The organism is Thermomicrobiales bacterium (genome assembly GCA_041390825.1).
Lineage (GTDB): Bacteria > Chloroflexota > Chloroflexia > Thermomicrobiales > UBA6265 > JAMLHN01.
This window is the reverse complement of the sequence record JAWKPF010000011.1, coordinates 47,824-71,109: the sequence shown is the minus strand read 5'-3', so window position 1 is coordinate 71,109 and position 23,286 is coordinate 47,824. Positions and strand designations below refer to the sequence as shown.

The following is a 23,286-nucleotide window of genomic DNA, read 5'->3' as shown; positions in this document are numbered from 1 at the left end:
GTTGCGAACGGGTTGCGCGGAGGAGCTGGAGAGTTCGTCCAGTCTATGCTGGCAACACGCCCGGAGCAACCGATCCGGCAGGTTGCCCGCGCTCGACCGCGTATGGTTCGACCAGTCCCGGCGCTACAGAGCAGTGGAGATAGAACAACGTCATCATGATGAACGCGATCGGATAGAACACGCAATAGACCGCGGCCGAGATCCACTGCGCCAGTTCGAGGTCGACGACATGCAGGATCAAGAGTGACGTCCCCAGCAGTACACCGGGCAGACTGGTAACTGCGGCGAATGCAGCCCCGATTGCCAATGCCCGGATCCAGTGACCGTTCATACGCGCTGCGCTCACATGACGCGCGCTTCTCCAGGTTGCTCCGTCGACGACCACCGACTGCGTAGCGAAATTCCATTGCACGCTCTTGTAGATCGCGAATGGAATCAGCACGATCGACAGTGACATGACCAGCAGCATGAGCGCGATCAGGAAGTTGGCCCCCAGCACGCGGGGAAAGAGATGCGCCCCTTGCCGCCAGGCTGCAGCAAGCGGAATCGGCTGGTTGCCCACTACGTGCAGCGTGGCAACGATCACCGCCGGACCCACAATGCATGCCAGCAGAATCTCCTGAGTCCCACCGAGCCCGGCATGCAGGAGGTACTGGATCACTCCGCCGATGTCCGCTTCGTCCGGCAGGCGCGCGTCGATCCAGTCGAACACGGAACCCTGCAAGTAGTCCTCGAACCGCTGTCCCACTACGGCCAGCGGGAACGCCAGCACCCCGGTGGTGACAAAGAAATACCCATGTTTGCCATAGAGCCGCACCGCGCGCGCCAGCCAACGCCAGGCCATTGCCGCCAGCACCAGGAATCCGCCGAACAGCACGACGATGACGCCCATCACCACCTTTGGATCGATGGGAAAGACTCGCACCAGTGTCGACCCGAACTCGGCCGCGCCACAGAATACCTCCGATATCCCCGGACCGATGGTGGACTTGATCGGTACCGGAAGACTGCTTCCGCGGATGTCATTGCCCCAGGTGATTGGGGCATCCCACCGTGGTTTCATGTTGGGGCCAGTTGGCCCGGCAAACATGCTCGGCTCCTGCCGGTCTCCCCAGAGGCCCTGATAGGTCAGCCATGCGAATGGTCCGGTGGGATCGATCTCGGCGGGGATCAGCACGACGTCGACCGGCAGTTCCTCGCTCGGTTCGTCGGAATAGTCGCAACCGAACCCGGAACCGTTTTCTCCCCAGCCGAGCCAGACCGCCGACTCGTAGTAGTCGGCGTGCGATCCCGACGATGGGTGAGCAACGATATGTGTGCCCTGCCACTCGACCTTGTCGTCGTCCGGGTCTGCCTGCTCCCCGCCATCGTGCTGCGCAAACGCGATGGCTCTCGGCATGAGTTGTTGCTCGAGGATCTCTTCGATGCTGTCGGCATCGAAGGTGAGCTGGATGCCTTCCCAGTCCGATTCGTGGGTGTTGTTGAAGAAGTTGAACACCCAGTAGAACCAGTACTGAACGACGATACCGCGTTGCCCCGGCTCCGACGTCACGCGCCCGTAGATGCTCGGCTCCAGGCCGAGCTCGGCCATACGCGTCTTGCCCCATTGCTCGTACGTGCATTCGGGGTCGCGGGGATTGCCCGGGAGATCGAGGTAGTAGCTGGCGTCGAGGCCCGCCAGATCGGCCGCGCCAATGTTGCGCTCGATCTCGGCATCGGTCGATTTTCCGCCAGCGCCGCGCTGCATCAGACGCACATCGTCGGTGCCGAAGAGGATATCGACGACTACCGGCCGATACTGCTCGCCGTCGTCTGAGCACTCCTTCGCATGCGATCTGACCATCACGATCGGAGCGTAGAGATCGACCAGTTGCTGTTCCAGCGAGATCGTCGAACCTTGCGCTCCGGCGACTGCCGGCAGGACGACCAGCGCAAGCGCCACCATCGCGAACGCGCTGCGCACTGGGGCGGTCAGTTTCACGCGCGTGACAGCCGATGGGCTCGGCGCGCCTCAGCTGCCACCCAATTCGCATGATCTTCAGGAGTCTCGAGCAGCAGCTGCGGGACCGGCAGCGGCGAACCGTTGCCATCCAGGGCCACAAAGACCAGGTACGCCGAGTTCGCCTTGCGAGTTGCACCCGAAAGTGGTTGCTCGGCTACCACTGTCGTCGCGACTTCCAAACTCGTGCGCCCGGTCCACGTGATCCGGGCAGAGACATGCACCAGATCGCCCACATGGACCGGCGCATCGAAGGTCATTTGGTCGATCAGTCTGGTTACGACGCGGGCACGGCAATGACGCATCGCGGCGGTGCCGGCTGCTTCATCCATTAGTTTGAACACCCACGCCCCGTGCACGTTTCCGAACGGGTTGGCGTGCTCCGGAAGCATGAGCTGCCGCAGCACGATCTCACTTTCCGATGCCGGTCGCCCGTCCATGTATCCCTCACGTGTCACACGATCGAGGTTGCGATCATACCGGAAACCGCCGCTGGCTGGCGTTATCGATGTCCAGGGGATCCCTACCCACTGGAGGCAAGCTGGGGCACGGTCGGGGCTGCGGCGCTGGCTTGGTCTGGAAGGTACGGGGCAACCCGCCCGGGAGCGATCGACCGGCGCAGGTAGAAGAGCGTTGCCGCAATCGATCCGATTGGGTAGAGCACGCAGAAGAGCACTGCCGAGATCCATTGCGCAACCGGGAGCTCGACACCGCCAACCATCAGCAGCGCTGTGCCGATCAACGGCGCCGGCAATCCGATCAGGGCCGTTACCGCAACCACCATGGCCGCCGAATGAATCCAGTGTCCTTCGACTCGTCCCTTGCTCATGTCGAGCGAGCCACGCACCGTGGCATCGTCGGCCACCACAGCCTGCGGCGCGAAAAACCATTGCACGCCCTTGTACACCGCGAGCGGGAGCAGAACGACCGACAGGATCATGAGTTCGATCAGCACCGCGTAGAGCACGCGTGATGCCGCGACCCGGGGATAGATGCGGAAATCCGAATGCCAGGCGCCGGCTGGACGGCCTGCCTCCGCGCAATAGATCAGATACGCGCCGATCGTGACAATCGGTCCGATAACCGCGCTGAGCAGCACCTCCTGAACCGTGCCAGTTGCGGCGCCGGCCACGAACTCCCAAAGCGTCCGAAGATAGGTCGATTCGGGTAGTCTGGTCAGCAGCGCCGATTCCGACTGGTCTTGCACCCATGCCTCGAGGCGCTGCCCCATCGCGGCAATGGGAAATGCCAACACGCCTACGGTGATGAAGAAGTACCCGTGCCGGACGTACATCCTGATGGCTTCCCAGGTGTATCGCCAGGCAACCAGAGTAAACGCCAAGAGCCCCACGATCGCTGCCACGATGAGCCCGGTGATGAGCTTCTGATCGATTCCAAAGACGCGCACCACGCGTGAGCCAAGCTCGGCCGCTCCGCAGAAGACTTGCGAGATTCCCGGGCCGATCGTCGGATGCACCGGAACCGCGAGCGAGTTTTGGCGGATCTCGCTCAACCAGCTGATTGGCGAATGCCAGCGGGAGTGCTGCATCGGGCCTTTGGGACCGGAGAAGAGTCCGGGAACCTCCACCTCGCCCCAGTCTCCGGCGAACGTCAGCCAGGCGAATTCACTCGTCGCCTCGCTCACCTCGTTGGGCAAGAGCACAACATGGACGGGGATCTCGACTTCTGGCGCATCGGCGTGGTCGCAGCCAAAGCCCGAGCCATCTTCTCCCCAACCAAGCCAAACCGCTTCGGCGTAGTAGTCCGCGTGGGAACCGGATGAGGGATGCGCGACCACGTGGGTGCCCCGCATTTCGACCTTGTCCTGGCCGACATGCCCCAACTCTCCGCCGGCGTGCTGCGCGAAACCGATAGTGGTCGGCAGCGGCTGCTTCTCGAGGATGTCCTGCACACTGGTGGCGTCGGCGAAGTAGACCTGAACGCCTTCCCAGTCCGATTCATGCACATCGTTGAACAGGTTGTAGATCCAGTAGTACCAGTACTGGACGACAATGCCGGGCTTTCCCGGTTCGGTGAGGACAAAGGCATAGATGCTCGGCGTGATGCCAAGCTCCGCCATGCGTTTCTTGCCCCACTTCTCGTAGCTGCACCCAGGGTTTCGCGGATCGAACGGGAGATCGATGTAGTGCCGATCATCGAGCCCAAAGAGATCGCTCGCCTGGATGCCGCGCTTGATCTCTTCGTCCGGTTTGCCATGCGCTCCCCGGCGCATCAGGCGGACATCGTCGGTCCCGAAAATGATGTCTACTACCACAGGCCGGAACTGCTCGCCGTTGGTGCTGCATTCCTGGAGTTGTTCCTTGATCATCACGACCGGCGCGTAGAGATCGGCCAGTTGTTGTTCTGCCGATATGGCTGTCTCCTGCGCGGCGACGCCCGGGGCCTCGATAGACGTTCCGGCAAGCGCGAAGAGCAGGCAGAGCACACCAGCAGCACCCAGCAGACGTCGATAGCCCACTGAGTACCCGAACACGCCGCAAGCTCGACCGAATGTTGATGCCATGCTCCCGATTATGCCGGAATACCCATTATTCTTCTTGCAGGGAAACGGCGCCCGTTTGCGGGGTGGAGCGGTCGATTCGGAACCATCGTCAAGTTGGTCGACACTGTCCGGACGCAGGTCCAGTTATCCCGATTTACGAGCCCAGTACCGGTTCGAAGCCAGATGGGGTATCGAGCATGGACTTCAACGCTGTCCACTGCTCCGTGTCGACCGGCAGATTGGTCGCATCCTTGCGGTCGAAGTGCTTCAGCCCCTTCAGCACGTCGTGCTCGCGTAGCTCAGCTTTGGTGATGGGCGGATTCAAGGTTGCGTCCAGTCGCCAACGTATCCATTTTGCTGGCGCTCCACCCTCTTCCAGCGGTTCGCCCTCATATGGCGCGCCAACCAGCGTGCCGAGCGCGTAGAGTCCGGCGTTCTCGCCCTCTTCCCAGAGCAACACCAGATCGCCGCCACGCAGCTCGTCGACATGCTCGCGCACATACCAAATGCCGACATCGCCGATTTCGAGCGCGTCGACCGTCTTGGCGATGCTGAACTGCGGAACATTCGATTGGAAGAGCCAGACGTTTTCGTTGCCGGTGAGCGCCGGAAGCAAACCGTTCAGAGTTGTCATCGTCGTCCTCCTGTCGAGTGGCGAAGAAATCATGCGTTTGGACTGATTCCATTATGGGGAATCGGGTCCAGCGCCGCCCGAACGATGCAGTGAGTACGAATCGATCGCTAATCCTCGCTCTGCTCGAGACTCGCATTCAGACCCAAGGTGACTTGTTCGAAGATTTCCAGGCCCACTCGCATTTGCTGCTGTGCCGCAGGGTCGAGTTTTGCAACCTCGTTTTTCATGCGGGAGACGAGTTCTTTCTCGACATGGGTGCTGATTTCCATCCCACGCTCGGTCAGCACGAGTTGGATACGACGGCGGTCGGACGGATGCGCCTCACGCCGGATGAGCCCGCGCGATTCCAACCGGTCGACCAGCCCGGTGATGACGGTTGGCGCGACCCCCAGGACACGGGAGATCTCTGCCATCGAGGCGTTGAGGGTGCGGACCAGATAGAGCACATTGAGCTGCTGAAAACTGACTTCGACATCCGGAATGAGCGAAGGGACGAGTTGTGAAATCCATCTCCGGTAATGCAAATACGTCGAAAAAATCAATTGCGAATCATCGACACGGTCGTTCATGGTCGGGTGACCCTTTCTCGAAACGCAGGTTGCGCACTGGCATCGGTATTTTCATAGTATACCTTGCTGATAATACTTTCTCGATTTTGCGGCGCGCGCTTTGCGGGTAACGTATCGAGCTACCGGCTGACAATCGGAATCGGCATCCTTGGCCTGTGCGCTCAGGCGAGGGGAAACGTGGGCAGGTAGAGCTGCTCGACAGGCGGATGCCCGATCGAACGCGCAACCGCATGCTCCATCACCGTGCGGAATTGCGAGCGCGCCCTGGCCTCCCATGCCTCCAGGTCCACCCCAGGCAGTCGACCGTTCTCGACCACCACTCGTCCATCCACGATGACCATGCGGGCATCCCGGCGGCTCCCGCCGAGCACGAGTCTTTGGATCGGATCGGGCAGTTGCCCCAGATGCGGCCCTGAGAGGTCCCACACCACGATGTCCGCGAGCGCGCCCGGCATGAGGCGACCCAGGTCCGGACGGCCCAAGGCATCGGCCCCGCCGATCGTCGCTGCCGTGAAGTAGTCCGCGCAGTTGGCCTCCATCGAGCCATCCGCGATGCGCGCGGTCAGGATGCCAACGTGCAGATTGAGCCAGAAATCCGGCGGCCAGGTGTCCGTTCCCATCCCGATGCGCACTCCGGCCTGCCGCATGGAGGGAAACGAGCGCATCACATCGGCGTGCCGCGCCATCACCAGCGGGCAATGCACGATCGAGGCGCCCGATTCGACCAACCACCCGATCTCTCGTTCGATCTGCTCCGGCGTTGGGTCGATTCCGCCCAGAAATACGCCATGCGGCAGGATCGTCCGTGCGCTGAGAAAATCGAGATCGTGCAGCACTGTCAACGATGAACGCCCCCAGCGTTCCTGCATGGTCTGGAGCTCGACCGTTCCCTGGCAGCAGTGCAAGCGCACGGGACATCCCAGTTCGTCGCCCGCGTCCCGCGTGCGGATCAGGAGCTCCTCGGTGCAGTACTCGATCCGGTCCGGTTGCAGAAACCCGCGCACCAGACCATCGTGCGCACCGTCGAAATCGCGCACGAACCGAATCGCGTCCTCGATTCCCCGGTAACCGCGCTCGAGCTCCCAGTGAATGCCGAGCCTTCCTGACCCATCGACCGTGCCGTATCCGGTGCGATAGGACGGACCCAGGTAGACCCGAAGCCCCAGTGCCGCGGCGTCCTCCGCGGCCTGCGCGTTCTCTGCGTACGACTCGGCCCACTCCCGATAGAGCAGCGAGCGAATGGGGAGAGCGGTGGTGACTCCCCCAAGCAGAAGCTGCGCCATCGCGTAGCGATGCTGAAACGCTTCCTCTTCAAAGGAATAGGCTTCGGTCGGACCAGAAGCGACGTAGTCGTCCGCCCAGATGCGGCCCTTCTTCCAGCCGGGTTGGTTGTCGAACCCCAGTACGGTCGTGTCCAGGTCGAACAAGGCGTCCAGATCGACAAATCCCGGCGCGATCAGCGTGTCACCGGCATCGATCTCCCGATCCACGTCACCTGGAAAATCGCGACCCACGAACTCGATGTGGTTGTCCGAGAAGACGACAGATCCGTTCTCGATCAGCCGGTGCGATGCACCATCGCTGCCTACCACCCATCGTCCGGAAATGCTCGTTCGCGTCACGTATCGAATCTCCTGGCTGAAATGGATTTTCAGTCGATGTGTCAGGCTATACTGGCAGATCGTGAATCGTCCGTGCCCTTTTTGTGGTCATCACAGATCGGTGCTGGGGGACGGCACGATAGATTCGTATCGTCGCGTAGGGAGCCTGGGTGAGCAACGATCAGTTCGAAGCAATGTTTCGTTCATTTCTCAAGGGAGACCTGTCCCGCCGAAATCTGATGATTCGGACTGCCGGTCTTGCTGGCGCTGCGGCGGCAGTTACCTCCACCGGAACCGGTCTCGTCGGCTCCGCCTACGCGCAGGATGCCACTCCGGGCGATCCAGCAGATGTCAAGCCGGGCGGAACGCTCCGCATGGGTATGCAATCCGATCCGGGTGGGCTCGATCCGCAGCTCAACTCCGCGACGGCATTGTGGAAAGCGACCGAGCTGATCTACAGCTTCCTGACCCAGGTGAATCCCGATCTCACGGTCCGGCCAGACCTGGCCAAGTCCTGGGAGATTTCCGAGGACGGGTTGACCTATACCTTCAAGCTGAATCCCGCTACCTTCCACAATGGGCGCGCGGTCGTGGCCGCGGATGTGAAGTACAGCTTCGAGCGGCTGGTGGATCCCGCCACCGCGTCGCCGACGGCTGGCTCGCTGGTTTCCATGCAATCCATCGAAGCCCCGGATGACGAAACGGTCGTGATCACGCTGACCCAGCCGAACGCGGCCTTCCTGGTCGAGCTTTCCGGTATGGGATGCATCATCATCCCGAAGGAAGTCGTCGAGGAGCATGGCGACCTAATGCAGGTCGCGGTCGGCTCCGGACCGTTCAAGTTCGTCGAGTACGTGCCGAACACGCACATCAAGCTCGAGAAAAACCCGGACTACTTCGAATCCGGTTTGCCGTATCTCGACGCCGTGGAGATGTTGATCGCCGCCGAGGACAATTCGCGCACTGCGGCGCTGATTCAGGGAACGGTCGATTTCATCGAGTATGTGCCGTCGCAGGATATTCCAATCCTGGAGGCGGACTCCAGCATCAAGCTGGCTGGCAACTCCATCCAGCAGATCCGGATGATCGCGTTCAATCTCACCCGCGAGCCGTTCGACAACCCGCAGGTGCGCAAGGCCATCTCCATGGCGGTCGACCGCGGCCCGATCATCGACGCAGCCCTCTCGGGATACGGCACGCCGACCGAGCAGATCTTTGCCGCTGACTTCTGGGCCAGTCTGGGCGAGCGCGAGATTCCCGCGCCCGACATCGAAGGCGCCAAAGCGCTCTTGGCCGAGGCTGGGTTCCCTGACGGGATCAAGACGACGCTCACCGGCTGGGCGGAATATGGCTTCCTGAAAAACGCCGCTGTCGTGGTGCAGGAGCAGCTCAAGCAGATCGGTATCGAAGCCGAGCTCAACCTGCTCGATACCGGTTCCATGCTGCAGACGGTCTACACAGACTTCGACTTCGACGTGGTCGTGACGGGCGACAGCACCTACGTCGATCCAAACAGCCTGATCTATCGCAATTTCAAGACCGGGGAGGGCGGAAACTTCAGCCAATACTCCGATCCCGAGATGGACCAGCTGATCGACGACGGCATCGCGACCACCGATCTTGCTGCCCGTACCGAGATCTACCAGACGATCTCCGAGAAACTGTTGGTCGATCTCCCCTGGGTTTGTCTCTTCATCGGCCAGCAATACGAGGCGATGAAGACCTATGTGATGGGCTACGAGCACATCCCGACTGGTTCGAACATCTCTGTCCGGCAGGTCTGGCTCGACCAGTAGGCGTCGACCTTTCTGGTTTCTATGTTCGGGGGCCCGAAGCGGTGCATCCGCTCGGGCCCCTGGCGCGTGTAGCGCCGCGTTTTCCCGGCTTTGTTCCGCCAGTTCCTGGAGGTTAGGCGCGACATCGCGACATCGCGACCTCAAGATGCGGACCGTCGAGCAAAGTGCGGGCGAGCAAATGCTCTATACTCCGGAAACTGTTGCCGAAGTCCGCGTGCTTGTCATAAGGGGCGGCGCAACCGAACGCGCGGGATAGGCTGGCATTCGTCTTCGACTGTTTTGTAAGGAGTTCGAGTTGGCTCAGAAAGATCACTTCGAAGAGACGTTTCGCTCGTTCATCACGGGCGATCTGAACCGCCGCAGCTTCATGCTGCGTTCCGCCGGTCTGGCCGGCGCCGCCGCAGCTGCCACGGTTCCTGGCGTAGCCCGTTTCGGCACTGCCCTTGCGCAGGATGCAACCCCGCCGGCCGATGTCGTCATGGGCGGGACGCTGCGCATGGGCATGCAGTCCGACCCAGGCACGCTCGATCCGCAGCTCCAGTCCCTCACGGCGACCTGGCACGTGGTCGAGTTCATCTACAACCGCCTCACCAAGGTCAATCCGGATCTCTCGGTCGCGCTCGAGCTCGCAGAGTCGGTGGACATTTCCGAGGATGGCCTCACCTATACCTTCAAGCTGCATCCAGCCAATTTCCACAACGGTCGACCAGTGGTCGCCGAGGATGTGGTTTTCAGCTTCAACCGCCTGATCGCCCCGGAAACGGCCTCCCCATCGGCGGCGGACCTGGCATCCATGGCGTCTATCGAGGCGCCGGATGACAGCACGGTCGTTATCACCCTCAAGCAGCCGGATGCGTCCTTCCTGGCGATGATTTCCGGCCAGTCGTGCATCATCATTCCGAAGGAAGTCATCGAGGAGCATGGCGATCTCTCGCAGGTGGCCATTGGCTCCGGACCGTTCAAGTTCGTCGAGTACGTGCCGAACACGCACATCAAGCTCGAGAAGAACACCGACTACTTCGAGGCGGGCGTGCCGTACCTGGATGCACTGGAGATGCTGATCGCCGCTGAGGACAACTCGCGCACCGCGGCGCTCATTCAGGGCACGGTCGATTTCATCGAGTACGCTCCTTCGCAGGATATTCCCATTCTCGAGTCGGACTCCAGCATCCAGCTGGCAGGCAATTCGATTCAGCAGATTCGCATGATCGGCTTCAATCTCACCCGCGAGCCGTTCACCAATCCGCAGGTGCGCAAGGCCATTTCCATGGCGATCGACCGCGGCCCGATCATCGATGCTGCTCTTTCCGGATATGGCACGCCGACCGAGCAGATCTTCGCCGCGACCTTCTGGCCGAGTCTGGGCGAGCTCGAGATCCCCGCGCCGGACATCGAAGGCGCCAAGGCCCTGCTGGCCGAAGCCGGTTTCCCGGATGGGTTCGACACCACGATCACCAGCTGGGCCGAATACGGCTTCCTCAAGAACACCGCTGTCGTGGTGCAGGAACAACTCAAGCAGATCGGCATCAACGCCGAGCTCAACTTGCTCGATACCGGCTCCATGGGCCAGACCGTCTACATCGACAAGGACTTCGATATGGCGGTCACCGGAGACTCAGGTTTCGTCGATCCGAACGGCCTCGTCTTCGGCAATTTCTACACGGGTGAAGGCGGTAACTTCGTCGGCTATTCCAACCCGCAGGCCGACGAACTGATTTCGCAGGGAATCGCTGTTACCGACCAGGCCGCCCGCACCGAGATCTACCAGCAGCTCTCCGAGCTCCTGATGGAAGAGCTCCCGTGGGTCTGCTTGTACATCGGTCAGCAGTACGAGGCGATGAAGTCCTACGTCATGGGCTACGAGCACATCCCGACCGGCTCGAACCTCTCCATCGTCCGCGTCTGGCTCGACCAGTAGGCGACGGGATCAGGTTCAGAGTCCGGAGTCCAGGGGTCCCGAGCGGCGAACGCGCTTGGGGCCCCGGGCTCCTGAACCGGCATCGCGCAGGACATCCTTTTCCTGCCGTCAACCGGAACACCGCGGCAGTGCGCGGACGTTCTGAACAATTGCAATCACGATCCGAGAGGGCGCGGACGCCCTCGTGTACGATCCCAAAACTGTCTCAGGCCTCCGGATTCCGGGCTCAGGACTCGTCAAAGGTTCGCGTATGGGCGCTTTCATCATCCGACGACTTCTGTTGCTCATACCGCTCCTCCTGGGTGTCTCGATCATCGTCTTTGCGATGATCCATGCTATTCCCGGTGATCCGACCCAGATCCTGATCGGCACCGATCAACAGATTTCCGACGAGCAACGCGAGATCATCCGCCAGCAGTATGGAATCGACCAGCCGCTGCCGGTGCAATACGGCAAATGGATCGGCCGCGTCCTGCAAGGCGATCTCGGCACCTCGATCCGCACCCGCCGCGCGCTGACCTATGAGCTCCGTTTGCGGCTGCCCGTCACCATCGAGCTCACGTTGTTGGCCGGTATCCTCGGCACCATTCCGGCGGTCGCGGTGGGGGTTCTTGCGGCGGTCCGTCGCAACTCCCGGCTCGACTACGGCGCCACGGTCGCGACGCTGATCGGCATTTCCGTCCCGAACTTCCTGCTCGCGACGTTATTGGTGCTCCTCTTCTCAGTGAAATTGAAATGGTTACCGCCAATCGGGTTCATTCCCTTCCGTGAAGACCCCATTCAAAATCTGAAAGTCATGATCATGCCTGCCATCAGCCTGGCGTTGCCGCTGGCGGCGATTCTGATGCGCAACACGCGCTCCGCCGTGCTCGAAGCGCTCACCTCCGATCATGTGCGTGTGGCGCGCGCGAAGGGGCTTTCGCAGCGCACCGTTCTCAGCCGCCATGTGCTGCGCAACGCATCGATCCCCATCATCACCGTGGCCGGCATTCAGATCGCAACCCTGCTGGGTGGAACGGTCATCATCGAGCGCATCTTCTCGCTACCCGGCATTGGCAGCTACATCGTCGATGGCATCAACAACCGTGACTACGCGGTGGTTACGAGTGTGACCTTGGTGATGGCGACAATCTTTGTGCTCGTCAGTTTGTTCGTGGACATCCTCTATGCGGTGATGGATCCACGTCTGCGCAGGGGGTCATGATGGATCAGGACGCAGGCGGTCTCGTCGAAGGGACATTCACGACCGGTTCGGACACGCTCACCGATGCTGGCGAGCTCTCTCCCCTGGCTGCGTCGCTTACCCGGCCGCCGCGACGCGCCAGCATCTGGCGCGTCGTCAGCCGGCAGCGGCTTGCGCTGACCGGCATCATCCTGGTGGCGTTCTTCGCTCTGATTGCGCTCATCGGACCGTATATCGCCCCGCATGGCAAGACCGAGCAGTTCAGCGGCGAGCGGCTCAAGCCGCCCAGCCGAGAGTTCCTGCTCGGCACCGATGAGTTTGGCCGCGATGTCTTCAGCCGATTGCTCTACGGCGCGCGCATCAGTTTCGAAGTCGGGTTCATCGTGGTCGGCATTGCCGCCACATTCGGCATCATCTTCGGCATCATTGCCGGCTATCGCGGTGGCTGGACCGACAGCGGCATTTCACTGATTTCGGACATCATTTTTGCGTTCCCGGCCGTGTTGCTTGCCATCGCGGTTATCACCATGCTCGGCAACAATCTCACCAACGCGATTCTGGCGATCTCGTTGGTCTACATTCCGCCGTTCGTGCGCATCGTGCGCGGCTCGACCCTGACCGTGCGCAACACCGCTTATGTGGAAGCTGCCAGATCGATCGGTGTGTCCACGCCGCGCATGTTGACGCGGCACATCTTCCCGAATATCACCGCGCCGCTGATCGTCCAGGCATCGATCGCCTTTGCGCTGGCGATTCTTTCCGAAGCCGCGCTTGCCTTCCTCGGGCTCGGCAACAAGGCGCCCGAACCGTCGTGGGGTTCGATGGTCAGCGGTTCCTACGGCTATCTGCAAATCTCCGCCTGGCCCGCGATTGCGCCCGGAGTAGCCATTGCCTTGACCGTGCTCGGGTTCAACCTGCTCGGCGATGGTTTGCGCGACGCGCTGGATCCACGCCTGCGGAACACCTGATCTTCGCATGGCACAATGCCGCCAACACGTTTCTCGGCGCCAATGAGTTCGTTGGGGCATCACGGTCGACCGTGATGTGACCAGTGCGGAGTGACATGAGCGCATCGGCCGAAACCATTCTCCGGGCGCTGATCGCGGCGGTCACTGTCATTGCGGCGGCGTACCTGGGGTTCGCGCTGCTCCAGTGGCTGGCCGGCCGGTACAGTGACCGCTACCCAGCCCTGACCTCGATGGCCGACCGGGCTCGGCGGCCGTTTCGATTCCTGGTCGGTCTCATTGCCGCGCAAGTCGTTTCCGCCCGTATCGCGCATCTGGACGGGACCTGGGTCGACACCTTCGACCATGGACTGAAGATCGGCACGATCGTGTCCCTGGTCTGGCTCGCCATCACGGCGGTGAACGTCGTCGAAGAGCAGATTCTCAAGAACGACGAGAAACGCGAGCGCGACCCGATCGACCGGCGTCGCATCAGGACCCAGATCACGCTACTTCGGCGGCTGATCGTTGCTTCGATTATCGGGATCGGAGTGGTCGCGGTGCTGTTGACCTTTCCAGCGGTGGCGTCGCTCGGCACCACGCTGGTTGCGTCGGCTGGGCTCATCTCCATCGTTGCCGGTCTTGCCGCGCAAACTTCGCTCACCAACGTCTTCGCAGGAATTCAGCTGGCGCTCAGCGACACCGTCCGCGTCGGCGATGTAGTGGTTGTGGGAACGCAGTCGGGGACGATTACCCAGCTCACGCTCACGCATGTCGAAATGCGGCTCTGGGATGGCCGCGTGTTGATCCTGCCCTCGGTCCTCTTCATCAGCCAGCCGTTCGAGAACTGGACCCGCAATCGCAATCAGATCGGCGGCTCAGTCTTCATGGATGTCGATTGGGATACCCCGGTCGACGAAATCCGGCAAGAGGTGACGCGGATTCTCGAAGGAACCGATCTGTGGGACGGCCGGCGCAATTTCGTGCTGATCTCCAACATGACCGGCGCGACGATGCAACTCCAGATCGGCGTGAGCGCCGCGAACCCGGAGAATCTCTTCGCGCTTCAGTCGCTGGTGCGCGAAAAGGTGACGGAGTTCCTGATTCAGCAACATCCCGACAGTATCGTGCGCAATCGCACCCAGGCACTCCAGCAACCAGCGCTTACCCCTGCGCACGGTCCGGTGGAATCCAAACTGGACGACATGGAGCCGGGTGGCGACACCGACCGCATGCATCGATAGTCCGACACCGGGATTCCAGCATCGGCGCACGAAGCCGATTCGCCGTGCGGCATTTGACGTTGCGCCCGGGCTCTGGAACACTATCCCCATCTGGATGAACACAAACGGGGTGAGATGAGCGCCTCGCACAAGATGTGCCTGGCCAGCACCACCCGAGTGTCATCGCGCAGATCGCCCGTCGTCAACGGGCACGACTGTGTTTCCAACGGCGGAGACACGAATATCGACACAAGGAGGCGTGAATGCGACACGACAAGACTGTGAACTCTCCCCTTCGCGTGAACCGGCGAACCGTGCTCAAATCGGCCACGGGCGCCGCGGCCGCCATGTGCGCATGGGGTGTTGCCGGCAAGTCGTACACTCGCGCGCTTGCGCAGGATAGTGTTCGGCAGCAGATCATCGCGATCCCGGGAGCGGGCACCCAGCCGACCGATGCCGATATGCAGAAGGTCGGCGAGCTTTGCCTCGAGGCTACGAAGGCCAATGTCCAGCCCGGTGAATTCCAGGGACAGAAGCTGACCTTCCTGGGCCTCAACAATGCTGGGCTGCACAACCTGGTGTTCCGGCCGCTGTTGGCAGCCTGGGAGGAATACACCGGCGCGGAGATCGAATGGATCGACCTTCCACAGGGCGAAGTGTTCGCGCGGGTGCAGCAGAGTATCGCGTCTGGCACCGTCGATTGGGACATTCTCGAAGGCGGCGCGCCATGGGAAGGTGACATTCTGGGTGGCGGCTGGTCGTCGGTCATGCCCGACTGGGTCAAGACGCAGATCGAAATCGATGACTACGTCAACCTCGTCAAAGCGCCGGTTGGCACCTGGAACGGTGACACCTATCGCATCTCCATCGACGGTGACTGCCACAACTTCAACTATCGCTCCGATATCCTCGGCGATCCTGATCTCGCCAGCCAGTGGACCACGGAAAGCGGTGGAGACGGCGAATGGGGTGTGCCGACCACCTGGCAGCAGGTGCAGAAGCAGTCCCAGTTCCTCAGTGGGAAACAGTTCGAGGGACAGGATACGTATGGGATCCTGGACGAATGCGCGCCATGGGGCGGGTTCGGTTGGTACTTCTTTGCCAGCCGCGCGACGGCTTACGCCAAGCATCCAGACGCCAAGGCATGGTTGTTCGATCCGACAACCATGAAGCCGTATGTGAACAGCCCAGCGTTTGTGCGAGCGGCGCAGGACATCATCGACAACCTTCCGTACGCTCCCGCCGACCAGGTGAACGCCGATGGCAACCGCACCTGGCAAGAGCAGTTCCTGGCGGGAATCGGCGCCTATGTGCACTGGTGGGGTGACGTCGGATCGAACGTCTATACCAACGATGTTTCCGTGGTGCAGGACAAGGTGATGTTCAGCATCCTGCCTGGTTCCGATGACGTCTACAACAATGCGACCGGCGAGTGGGAGACGCTCTCCAGCGGGCCGAACTTCTCGCCGAACGAGGCATATATCGGCTGGGGTCTCTATGTTGCCAAGCGCACCGAAGAGGCGGGCAACAACAAGGCTGCGTGGAGCGCCGCGGCGCATCTCGGCGGCAAGGACATCTCCCTTTGGATGGCCCTCTATCCATCCGGGATGCAGTGCTACCGCAACAGCCAGTTCAACATCGATGAGTGGGCGTCGATCGGACAGCCGATCGAGTTCGTGCAGTCTTATCTCGACTCGCAGCAGAACTCGTACAACCATCCCAATGGCGCGGTCGAGCCGCGCATCCCCGGCATCTTCCAGTACTACAGCCTGGCGGAGACGGAGCTTGCGCAAGCCTACAGCGGCCAGAAGACCGCCCAGGAGGCGCTCGATGCGGCCGCAGCAGCCTGGGAGGATCTCACGGATCAGCTCGGCCGCGAGAACCAGATCCAGCTCTATCAGTCCGCAATCGGCTGAGCTGCGTCGCTATCGATTGTTCTTGCAGTGCGCCCGGCGTCATGTCGGGCGCACGCGCGAATGGGCCGCTGGACCTCCCCCGACCCGCAAGCAACTTCATTGCAGGAAATGACGAGTGCACGAATCAGCGATGGCTGACTATTCGGTCGGCGGTGTCTCGAAAGAGCGCGAACGACTGGGCAAGCTGGTGATCTGGATCGCGACGCTCGTCGCGCTCATTCCGCTTGCGCTGCAGATCGCTCATGAGGTTGGCTGGACGGATCGCGGTCTGTCCAATTGGCGGCCGGTCGCCTACGCGTTCGTCCTCTGGTCGGTCATGCTCTGTGTGGGGTTGGTTCTCAGCCGTGGCCAGAAGGGAGAACAGGCCGTTTTTCTCCTCCCGGCCACGTTACTCACGATCGCGTTCGTCATCTTCCCCACGATCTACGCGTTCTTTATTGCATTTAGTGACTGGAATCTGAGCGCGGTCAGTGATCGCAGTTTCAATGGGCTTGGCAACTTCCGCAAGCTCTTTCACGACAGCGGCTACTGGAACGCCATGCGCAACATGGCGTACTACGTTGCGGCGGTGCTCGCGCAGTATGTCATTGCCTTTGGACTGGCGCTCTTGCTGAATCAGGATATTCGCGGGCGGAAATTCTTTCGTGTCGTGTTTCTGCTGCCCTTCATGCTGAGCCCCGTCGCGGTGAGCTTCATGATCGGCAAGACGATCATGAACAGCCAGTATGGTCCCTATCTTCTCCTGCTCGACGCCCTCGGCATCGACCGATTTCCGCTGTTCGAAAGCGCCTGGAGCGCGCGCCTGATGATCATGATCATGGATGCCTGGTACAGCATCCCGTTCATGCTGGTGCTCCTGCTTGCGGGCCTGCAGGCGATGCCGCGTGAGGTGATCGAGGCGGCGCGCGTCGATGGCTCGTCGAGTTGGCAGACCTTTCGAGACATGACGTTTCCGCTCATGCTGCCGGTCAGCGTAACGGCGGTCATCCTTCGCGTGATCTTCGAGCTCAAATTGCTCGATGTGGTGAAGGTCGTGACCGGTGGCGGTCCGGGAAACTACACCGATACCGTGACCCTGTTCATCTATCGCGAGGGGATCGAGCGGACAAATGTCGGTTACGCCACGGCATTGTCCACCTTCTATCTCTTCGCAATCATTCTTCTGCTGACCTTGCTGCTCTGGCTGGTCAACAAGTGGATGGCGAAGTTCGCCTAAACCAGGCGCGAGGTCGCACGCATGGCAACACAGGTCCCACACGAGATCATCGAGCCGAGACGGGCGAGACCATCGATTGGCCGGCCAGTCGGTCGGTTCCTGACGTATGCCATCCTGATTCTCTGGGCGTTCATCTGCCTGTTCCCCCTCTACTGGACGGCTACCACCGCGTTCAAAGAAGCAAAGGACATCTACGCCTTCAAGCTGATTCCCTGGGTCCAGTTCGAGCCGAGCTGGAAAGGCTATCAATCGCTCGGGCTCTCTCCCGACACGATTCACATTGCATCCACGACCAGGGACCAACTGATCAAGCACTATCAGAATTCAGTGGTCATCTCTCTCAGCGCGGCGTTGCTCACCACCGTGGCGGGTTCACTCGCGGCCTACGGGCTTTCGCGCTTCAGCTACAAGTTCGGGCCATGGCGCAACAAGGACATCTCCTTCTGGTTTCTCTCACAGCTGATTCTTCCGCCAATCGCGCTGGTCATGCCGCTGCTGGTGCTTTATCGAAAGGAATCGCTGGCGCTGCTCGACACACGGGCCGGGCTGATCCTGGTGTACATCATCATGACGCTGCCGATTGTGGTGTGGATCATGCGCGACCAGTTCAATTCCATTCCGAATGAACTGGAGCAGGCTGCCCTGGTGGACGGCGCCGGAATCTGGCAGACATTTCTTCAGATCGTCGTGCCAATTGCGACACCGGGCTTTGTGGCCTCGTTCATCCTGGCGCTGGTGCTCTGCTGGAACGAGTATTTCTTTGCGGTGACGTTCGCTGGCGCGAGAGCCCCGACATTGCCGATCTTGCTGGCGGGACAGACCGGTTCGCAGGGCACCCGTTGGTGGTCGATCGGAGCGCTGGCCACCATCACGATTCTGCCGTTGGTGATCATCGGCATCTTCCTCGAGCGCTATATCGTCAAGGGGCTCACAGCCGGGGCGGTCAAGTAGCCGCAGCGGACAGTTCCTTACGCGTCGCTGGTCGAAATCACGCCCGCGCCGCTCACCCGCACCCGGCCACTCAGGAGCACTGCTCCGAGCGCGAGCGCCCAGGCGATGCCAAAGCAGATGAGATATCCGGCATCGACGTTTCGGCTCTCCATGGCGGCAAAGGCGGTGCCGGTCAACGCGAGCGTTACCGAGACTGCCAACGCCTCGGACACCTGCAATGCCGAGCTGTTCTTTCCCTGTTCCGCTTGTGTCGAGAGCTGCAGCGTCAAGAGCGATAGTGACGAGTAGATCAGGCCCATCCCAAACCCGGAAAAGCCCCAGCCGAAGACGCCGATCAGCACCGGAATCTGTTCCCAGATCAGCAGCGCCACGCTGGCGATCCCGATACAGAGCGAAACCGCGCCCGTTCGCACGAAGGTTGCCGGCGCGATCCGTGTATCCAGTCGCCCACGCAACCACGATCCTGCGAACCAGGTCACTCCCCCGATGGTCAAGATCGATCCGGCCATCGCCGGTGAAAAGCCGCGCTCCCGGTCGAGCAGCAGAGGCAAATAGATCTCCGCGCCGATAAACGCCGAACCCACCAGACCGCGCAAGATGAAGACGGTGGGCAGTCCCCGTTCGGCACGGAAGGTGCCGTCTGGCAGCAAACGCGGACTGCTCAACGCGAGTCCGGCTATCGAGGCGGCAATCAGGGAAATCCCAACGATGTCCCGTCGCTCGCCACCGTAGTGCAATACTGCTGCGCCGATCGCGGCGAGCAACGACCAGCCGATCTTGACGATGGCGCCCCGCTTGTCCCAGTTTGGGTCTGGCACGGTGTCATCGAGCATGCGCAACGCAGGGCGCACCAGAATAGCTGCCGGGATCGCCAGGATTGGCATGCTCAGAAACACCCAACGCCAGTCGAGGTGTTCCACGGTCAACCCGGCGATCGTCGGTCCGACGATGGATGGGACCACCCAGGCCGCCGAAATGGCGACGAACACCCCCGGACGCAGCGACTCCGGATAGGCTCTCCCAATCACCACGTAGAGCGAGACGAGCAACAGGCCTGATCCAAGCCCATGCACCGCGCGTCCGATGACGACCATTTCCATTACCGGCGCGGTGCCGACCAGCAGCATGCCGATGATGAAGAGCGTCACCCCAGCCAGCAACGCGCCTGCCGGTCCGCGCCGGTCGCACCAGATGCCCGCGGCCACCATACCGATCACGCCAGTGGCCATCGGCACCGCGAATGCCATCGCGTACAGCGAAAGACCATCGAGCGCTTCGGCCACTGTCGGCATGGCGGTGGTGACTGCCAGCGATTGGTAGGCGAGCAAGACGACCAACGACACCATGCCAAAGGTCACGGTGCGGAACTGGCGCGCATCGGGAGCGGCGACGGGTTCGGGTTCCCTGGATTGCTCCTCGATCGGGAGCTCGATGGCGATCGCTTCGGACACTGGACGGAGAAACCTCATCGTGCGGTCGCGCCGAGCCACGCTGGCGGCGCGAAGTCTCATCATGCTACAACCTCAATCGTTGTTGAGGTCAAGCATGAGCCAACCGCTCGATCATCGAACCGCGATAACGTCCGAACTGACCGTGGGCCAGCTTGCCGAACGGAGCGGCGTGGCGGTGTCCGCGCTTCACTTCTATGAACGACAGGGACTCATCGCCAGTCGCCGCACGTACGGCAACCAACGACGCTACCGGCGCGACACCCTTCGCCGGGTCGCATTCATCCGCGTGGCGCAACGGGTGGGGATGTCGCTCGCCGAGATCAAGGCTGCCCTGGACGGACTTCCCGAGGGCCGGCCACCGGGGAGAGCCGATTGGCAGCGCCTTTCGAACAGTTGGCGCGCCGAGCTCGATCACCGAATCGCGCAGATGGAGAAACTGCGCGACGAGTTGACCGGCTGCATCGGTTGCGGCTGCTTGTCGCTCGATACCTGCGTGCTTTTCAACCCCGACGACACGCTCTCCGGGGAAGGTCCCGGTCCGCGGCGACTACTTGTGGACACCGACGAGTCCGCGTAGCCTGAAGATCGGGGTACGGCGCTGCAGGCGGGTGGCTACGCCACGTACGCGCCTTCCCGGGCTACCACACGACCACCCTTGAGCACCAGCCATCGCGCTGGTCGTTCGAAGATCGGCTCCAGGTGGTTCTCGCCCTCGACGATCACCAGGTCGGCGTTGCTCCCGACCTCCAAACCGTAGTTCTCTACACCGATCACATTGGCTCCGCCATAGGTGGCGATATCGAGCGCCAACTGGATGTCCGCGTCCCGCCGGAAGTTGTTGCGATAGGCGACCAGGAAGGTGCGTAGCAGCATGTCCGGCATATTGAGCGGTCCCCAGGCGTCGCGAATTCCGTCGTTGCCGGTGCACATGCGCACGCCGGCCTCACGCAGCTTCTTCACTGGCGGGGGGACCCGCGGACCGCTCGGCCCGTGGCTCATGATGGCGATATCGTTTTCCACCAGAAGGTCCACCAGTCCGCGGAACCGATCTTCGTCGACCGTGCCGAGACAGAACGCATGGCTGATGACCACCCGTCCCTGGAACCCGAGCCGTCTGGTCCGTTCGGCGATCTCTTCCACGTCGAACGCGCCCAGCTCGCCCGGTTCGTGCAGGTGGATATCGATGTCGCGGTCGTATTTCTCCGCCAGCGCGAAAATCGCGTCCAGCTGTCCCTTGGGATCGCGGTCGATGGCCGACGGGTCGAGTCCTCCGACCACCTCCGCTCCCATCCGCAATCCTTCTTCGATGAGCTCCAACGTTCCGGGCCGAATGAGCAGACCGCTCTGGGGAAAGGCGCAGATCTGAATCGTGATGGCATGCTTCAGCTCGTCTCGCGTCTGCAGCACTCCTTCGAGTCCGGAAAGCCCGATCTCGGTATCGATATCGACAAAGGTGCGCACATGCGTAGTCCCGGCGGCGATCATCCGTTTGGCGACTGCGGCCGATTGCGCGTGGGAATCGATACCGCGGTCCATGCGCAGTCGCCGCTCGTTGGAGATCATCTCCTCGATGGTCGACCCGACATCGTTCGGATACCAGCCGAGCCCGAGCAGCGTCTTGTCGATATGCGCGTGCGCGTCGACGAACCCGGGAAAGACCAGACGCCCGCCGCAATCGATCACCTCGCCCGAGCTATCGAGCGTGCCGACCAGCCCGACTGCAACGATGACCCCATCTTCGACCAGCAGATCGATGAAGACCCCGTCCGGCGCGCGCAGATTCCGAAGCAGCGTCATTTGCACTCCTGTCGCGATGCAAGATCAACGCATGACCCAACAGGTTCATCGTATGCGATTTCGTGCCATCCCGTTGTAGATGGATATCGGGTTCGCACGATGCCGTTCCTTGTCCCTATTGGGATGACATTGCCGGCTTGCGTGATTTCAAGATGACCCGTACTCCTGCGCTTGCTGGCCGCACCAGCAAGCAGAGCGACAGAACTGCGCCCAGCAGCATTGTCATGCCGGCGATTGTGAGCGCGACGGTCGCCCCTTTCGCAAGCGCCTCGGATTGCGTTTGACCAGAGGCCCGATTCGCTACGCCATGAAAAATGGTCGGCACGATCGCGATGCTCAGCGTCATTGCCGCCATGCGCGCCAGGTTGAGCACGCCCGAGGCACGGCTCGAGAGCTCGGCTGGAACCGATCGCATAGGAATCGTGTTCGCCTGCGAAATGGTCATGCCAACGCCGATGCCGACTATTCCCAGGAGTCCTGCCGTGACTGCGATTCCTCGACCGATCGTGACGCCCGTGACCAACAGCATCGATCCGGTCAACAGGAATCCAACAGCCATCATCCGGGGGGGACCGATGCGTTCCGACCATCGGCCAGCCAGGGGAGCGGAAAGTGTCAGCCCCAGTGCCAGCGGAACCAGTGCCCGCCCCGCCTCGGACGCACTTTCTCCCAGTCCATCCTGCAGATAGACCGAGAGCGGCAGCATGATTCCGCCATAGCCGAGATTGAACACGATCATGCCCATCATGCCACCGACAAAGTGCCGGTCACGAAACACCGAAAGGGGCACCATCGGATTCGCCGTGCGCCGTTCCCACTGGATCAGGGCGATTGCGGCGATAGCGGCAATGCCAACGGCGCCTATTACAGAACCGCTCATCCACGATCGGTGCCCGCTCTCGATAAGGGCGAACGCGCTGGCGCTCAGCGCAATGCCAGAAAAGAGGATGCCTGGCAGATCGACCGGCACATGGCGCGCCGATCTCGGCACGGACGGCAGGTATCGCCTCAGTCCCCACAGCACCCCGATGCCAACTGGCAGGTTGATGAGGAAGACGCTTTCCCAGCCGGCCAGCTCGACCAGAACGCCACCTACAAGCGGACCGGTGAACGCCGCAAGCCCTCCGAGCGCGCTTGCAATGCCAAATGCAGCGGCTCGCCGCTCCGGAGCGAACAACACCACCACGAGTGCCAGCACCTGGGAGAGCATCGCCGCACCTCCGATGCCCTGCAGCACACGCGCAGCGATCAACAGGAACGGACCACCCATCCACCCCGCAAGCGCGCAGAGCGCCGACGAGGAGACGAAGAGCGCGGTGCCAAAGGCAAAGACTCGTCGCTGACCGAATCGGTCGCCAGCCCACCCGAACAGCAGCAGCGGCACGGTAAAGGCGATGAGATAGATATCGATCACCCATTGAACGGCTGTCAGGTCCGTATCGAAATCATCACGAATCGACCGTTGCGCCACATTCAGCACAGTGCCATCGAGCAAGAGCATGAACATGCCGACACAAACGGCAATGAATCCGCGCCACGCGGAAGGGCGCGGTGAGCGCTCCAGTTGCATGAGAGTTCCTTTGCC

Annotated in this window: 18 protein-coding genes; 9 read left to right on the top strand and 9 right to left on the bottom strand. The window is 61.5% G+C overall.

Annotation, left to right across the window (positions count from 1 at the left end):
* Positions 1-43: 43 nt before the first annotated feature.
* The 6 genes from R2855_07255 to R2855_07230 all read right to left on the bottom strand — a co-directional run bounded on the left by R2855_07255 (position 44) and on the right by R2855_07230 (position 7,327).
* A complete protein-coding gene (locus tag R2855_07255; protein ID MEZ4530815.1) occupies positions 44-1,981 on the bottom strand; it encodes a hypothetical protein in 1,938 nt (645 codons plus the stop codon).
* Positions 1,978-2,439 (bottom strand): acyl-CoA thioesterase, encoded by a 462-nt coding sequence (locus R2855_07250; protein ID MEZ4530814.1) that lies wholly within the window; start codon positions 2,437-2,439, stop codon positions 1,978-1,980. The genes R2855_07255 and R2855_07250 overlap by 4 nt, the downstream gene beginning before the upstream one ends.
* An 83-nt stretch (positions 2,440-2,522) precedes the next feature.
* Positions 2,523-4,493, bottom strand: coding sequence for a hypothetical protein (locus R2855_07245; protein ID MEZ4530813.1), 1,971 nt, complete (start codon positions 4,491-4,493; stop codon positions 2,523-2,525).
* A gap of 163 nt (positions 4,494-4,656) precedes the next feature.
* Entirely contained in the window at positions 4,657-5,136 is a 480-nt protein-coding gene (locus R2855_07240; GenBank protein ID MEZ4530812.1) for an EVE domain-containing protein, read from the bottom strand.
* A 107-nt stretch (positions 5,137-5,243) separates the two neighbouring features.
* Positions 5,244-5,705: a MarR family transcriptional regulator gene (locus R2855_07235; protein ID MEZ4530811.1), complete on the bottom strand. Its 462-nt coding sequence runs from the start codon at positions 5,703-5,705 to the stop codon at positions 5,244-5,246.
* A gap of 161 nt (positions 5,706-5,866) precedes the next feature.
* Positions 5,867-7,327: a chlorohydrolase family protein gene (locus tag R2855_07230; protein ID MEZ4530810.1), complete on the bottom strand. Its 1,461-nt coding sequence runs from the start codon at positions 7,325-7,327 to the stop codon at positions 5,867-5,869.
* 149 nt (positions 7,328-7,476) lie between these two features.
* On the opposite strand from R2855_07230, the gene R2855_07225 reads away from it, so the two are divergent.
* The 8 genes from R2855_07225 to R2855_07190 all read left to right on the top strand — a co-directional run bounded on the left by R2855_07225 (position 7,477) and on the right by R2855_07190 (position 18,453).
* Entirely contained in the window at positions 7,477-9,102 is a 1,626-nt protein-coding gene (locus R2855_07225) for an ABC transporter substrate-binding protein (protein ID MEZ4530809.1), read from the top strand.
* A 295-nt stretch (positions 9,103-9,397) separates the two neighbouring features.
* A complete protein-coding gene (locus R2855_07220; protein MEZ4530808.1) occupies positions 9,398-11,020 on the top strand; it encodes an ABC transporter substrate-binding protein in 1,623 nt (540 codons plus the stop codon).
* A 250-nt stretch (positions 11,021-11,270) separates the two neighbouring features.
* Positions 11,271-12,224: an ABC transporter permease gene (locus tag R2855_07215; protein MEZ4530807.1), complete on the top strand. Its 954-nt coding sequence runs from the start codon at positions 11,271-11,273 to the stop codon at positions 12,222-12,224.
* The gene (locus tag R2855_07210) at positions 12,224-13,171 is read left to right on the top strand and encodes an ABC transporter permease (protein MEZ4530806.1); all 948 of its coding nucleotides are present in this window, start codon (positions 12,224-12,226) and stop codon (positions 13,169-13,171) included. The genes R2855_07215 and R2855_07210 overlap by 1 nt, the downstream gene beginning before the upstream one ends.
* A 95-nt stretch (positions 13,172-13,266) precedes the next feature.
* Complete coding sequence (locus tag R2855_07205) at positions 13,267-14,391, top strand: mechanosensitive ion channel family protein (protein ID MEZ4530805.1); 1,125 nt, start codon at positions 13,267-13,269, stop codon at positions 14,389-14,391.
* Positions 14,392-14,633: 242 nt separating this feature from the next.
* The gene (locus R2855_07200) at positions 14,634-16,286 is read left to right on the top strand and encodes a hypothetical protein (protein ID MEZ4530804.1); all 1,653 of its coding nucleotides are present in this window, start codon (positions 14,634-14,636) and stop codon (positions 16,284-16,286) included.
* Between the two features lie 130 nt (positions 16,287-16,416).
* Complete coding sequence (locus tag R2855_07195) at positions 16,417-17,502, top strand: sugar ABC transporter permease (GenBank protein ID MEZ4530803.1); 1,086 nt, start codon at positions 16,417-16,419, stop codon at positions 17,500-17,502.
* A gap of 21 nt (positions 17,503-17,523) precedes the next feature.
* Positions 17,524-18,453, top strand: a complete 930-nt coding sequence (locus tag R2855_07190; GenBank protein ID MEZ4530802.1) for a carbohydrate ABC transporter permease — start codon at positions 17,524-17,526, stop codon at positions 18,451-18,453.
* 17 nt (positions 18,454-18,470) lie between these two features.
* Here R2855_07190 and R2855_07185 read toward each other — a convergent pair whose 3' ends face one another.
* The gene (locus R2855_07185; protein ID MEZ4530801.1) at positions 18,471-19,904 is read right to left on the bottom strand and encodes an MFS transporter; all 1,434 of its coding nucleotides are present in this window, start codon (positions 19,902-19,904) and stop codon (positions 18,471-18,473) included.
* A 94-nt stretch (positions 19,905-19,998) separates the two neighbouring features.
* Here R2855_07185 and soxR point away from each other — a divergent pair, with 94 nt between their 5' ends.
* Positions 19,999-20,481 (top strand): redox-sensitive transcriptional activator SoxR, encoded by a 483-nt coding sequence (soxR, locus tag R2855_07180; protein ID MEZ4530800.1) that lies wholly within the window; start codon positions 19,999-20,001, stop codon positions 20,479-20,481.
* A gap of 35 nt (positions 20,482-20,516) precedes the next feature.
* On the opposite strand, the gene R2855_07175 is transcribed toward soxR, so the two are convergent.
* Positions 20,517-21,701, bottom strand: coding sequence for an amidohydrolase family protein (locus R2855_07175; GenBank protein MEZ4530799.1), 1,185 nt, complete (start codon positions 21,699-21,701; stop codon positions 20,517-20,519).
* 115 nt (positions 21,702-21,816) lie between these two features.
* Positions 21,817-23,271 (bottom strand): MFS transporter, encoded by a 1,455-nt coding sequence (locus tag R2855_07170; protein MEZ4530798.1) that lies wholly within the window; start codon positions 23,269-23,271, stop codon positions 21,817-21,819.
* Positions 23,272-23,286: the final 15 nt, after the last annotated feature.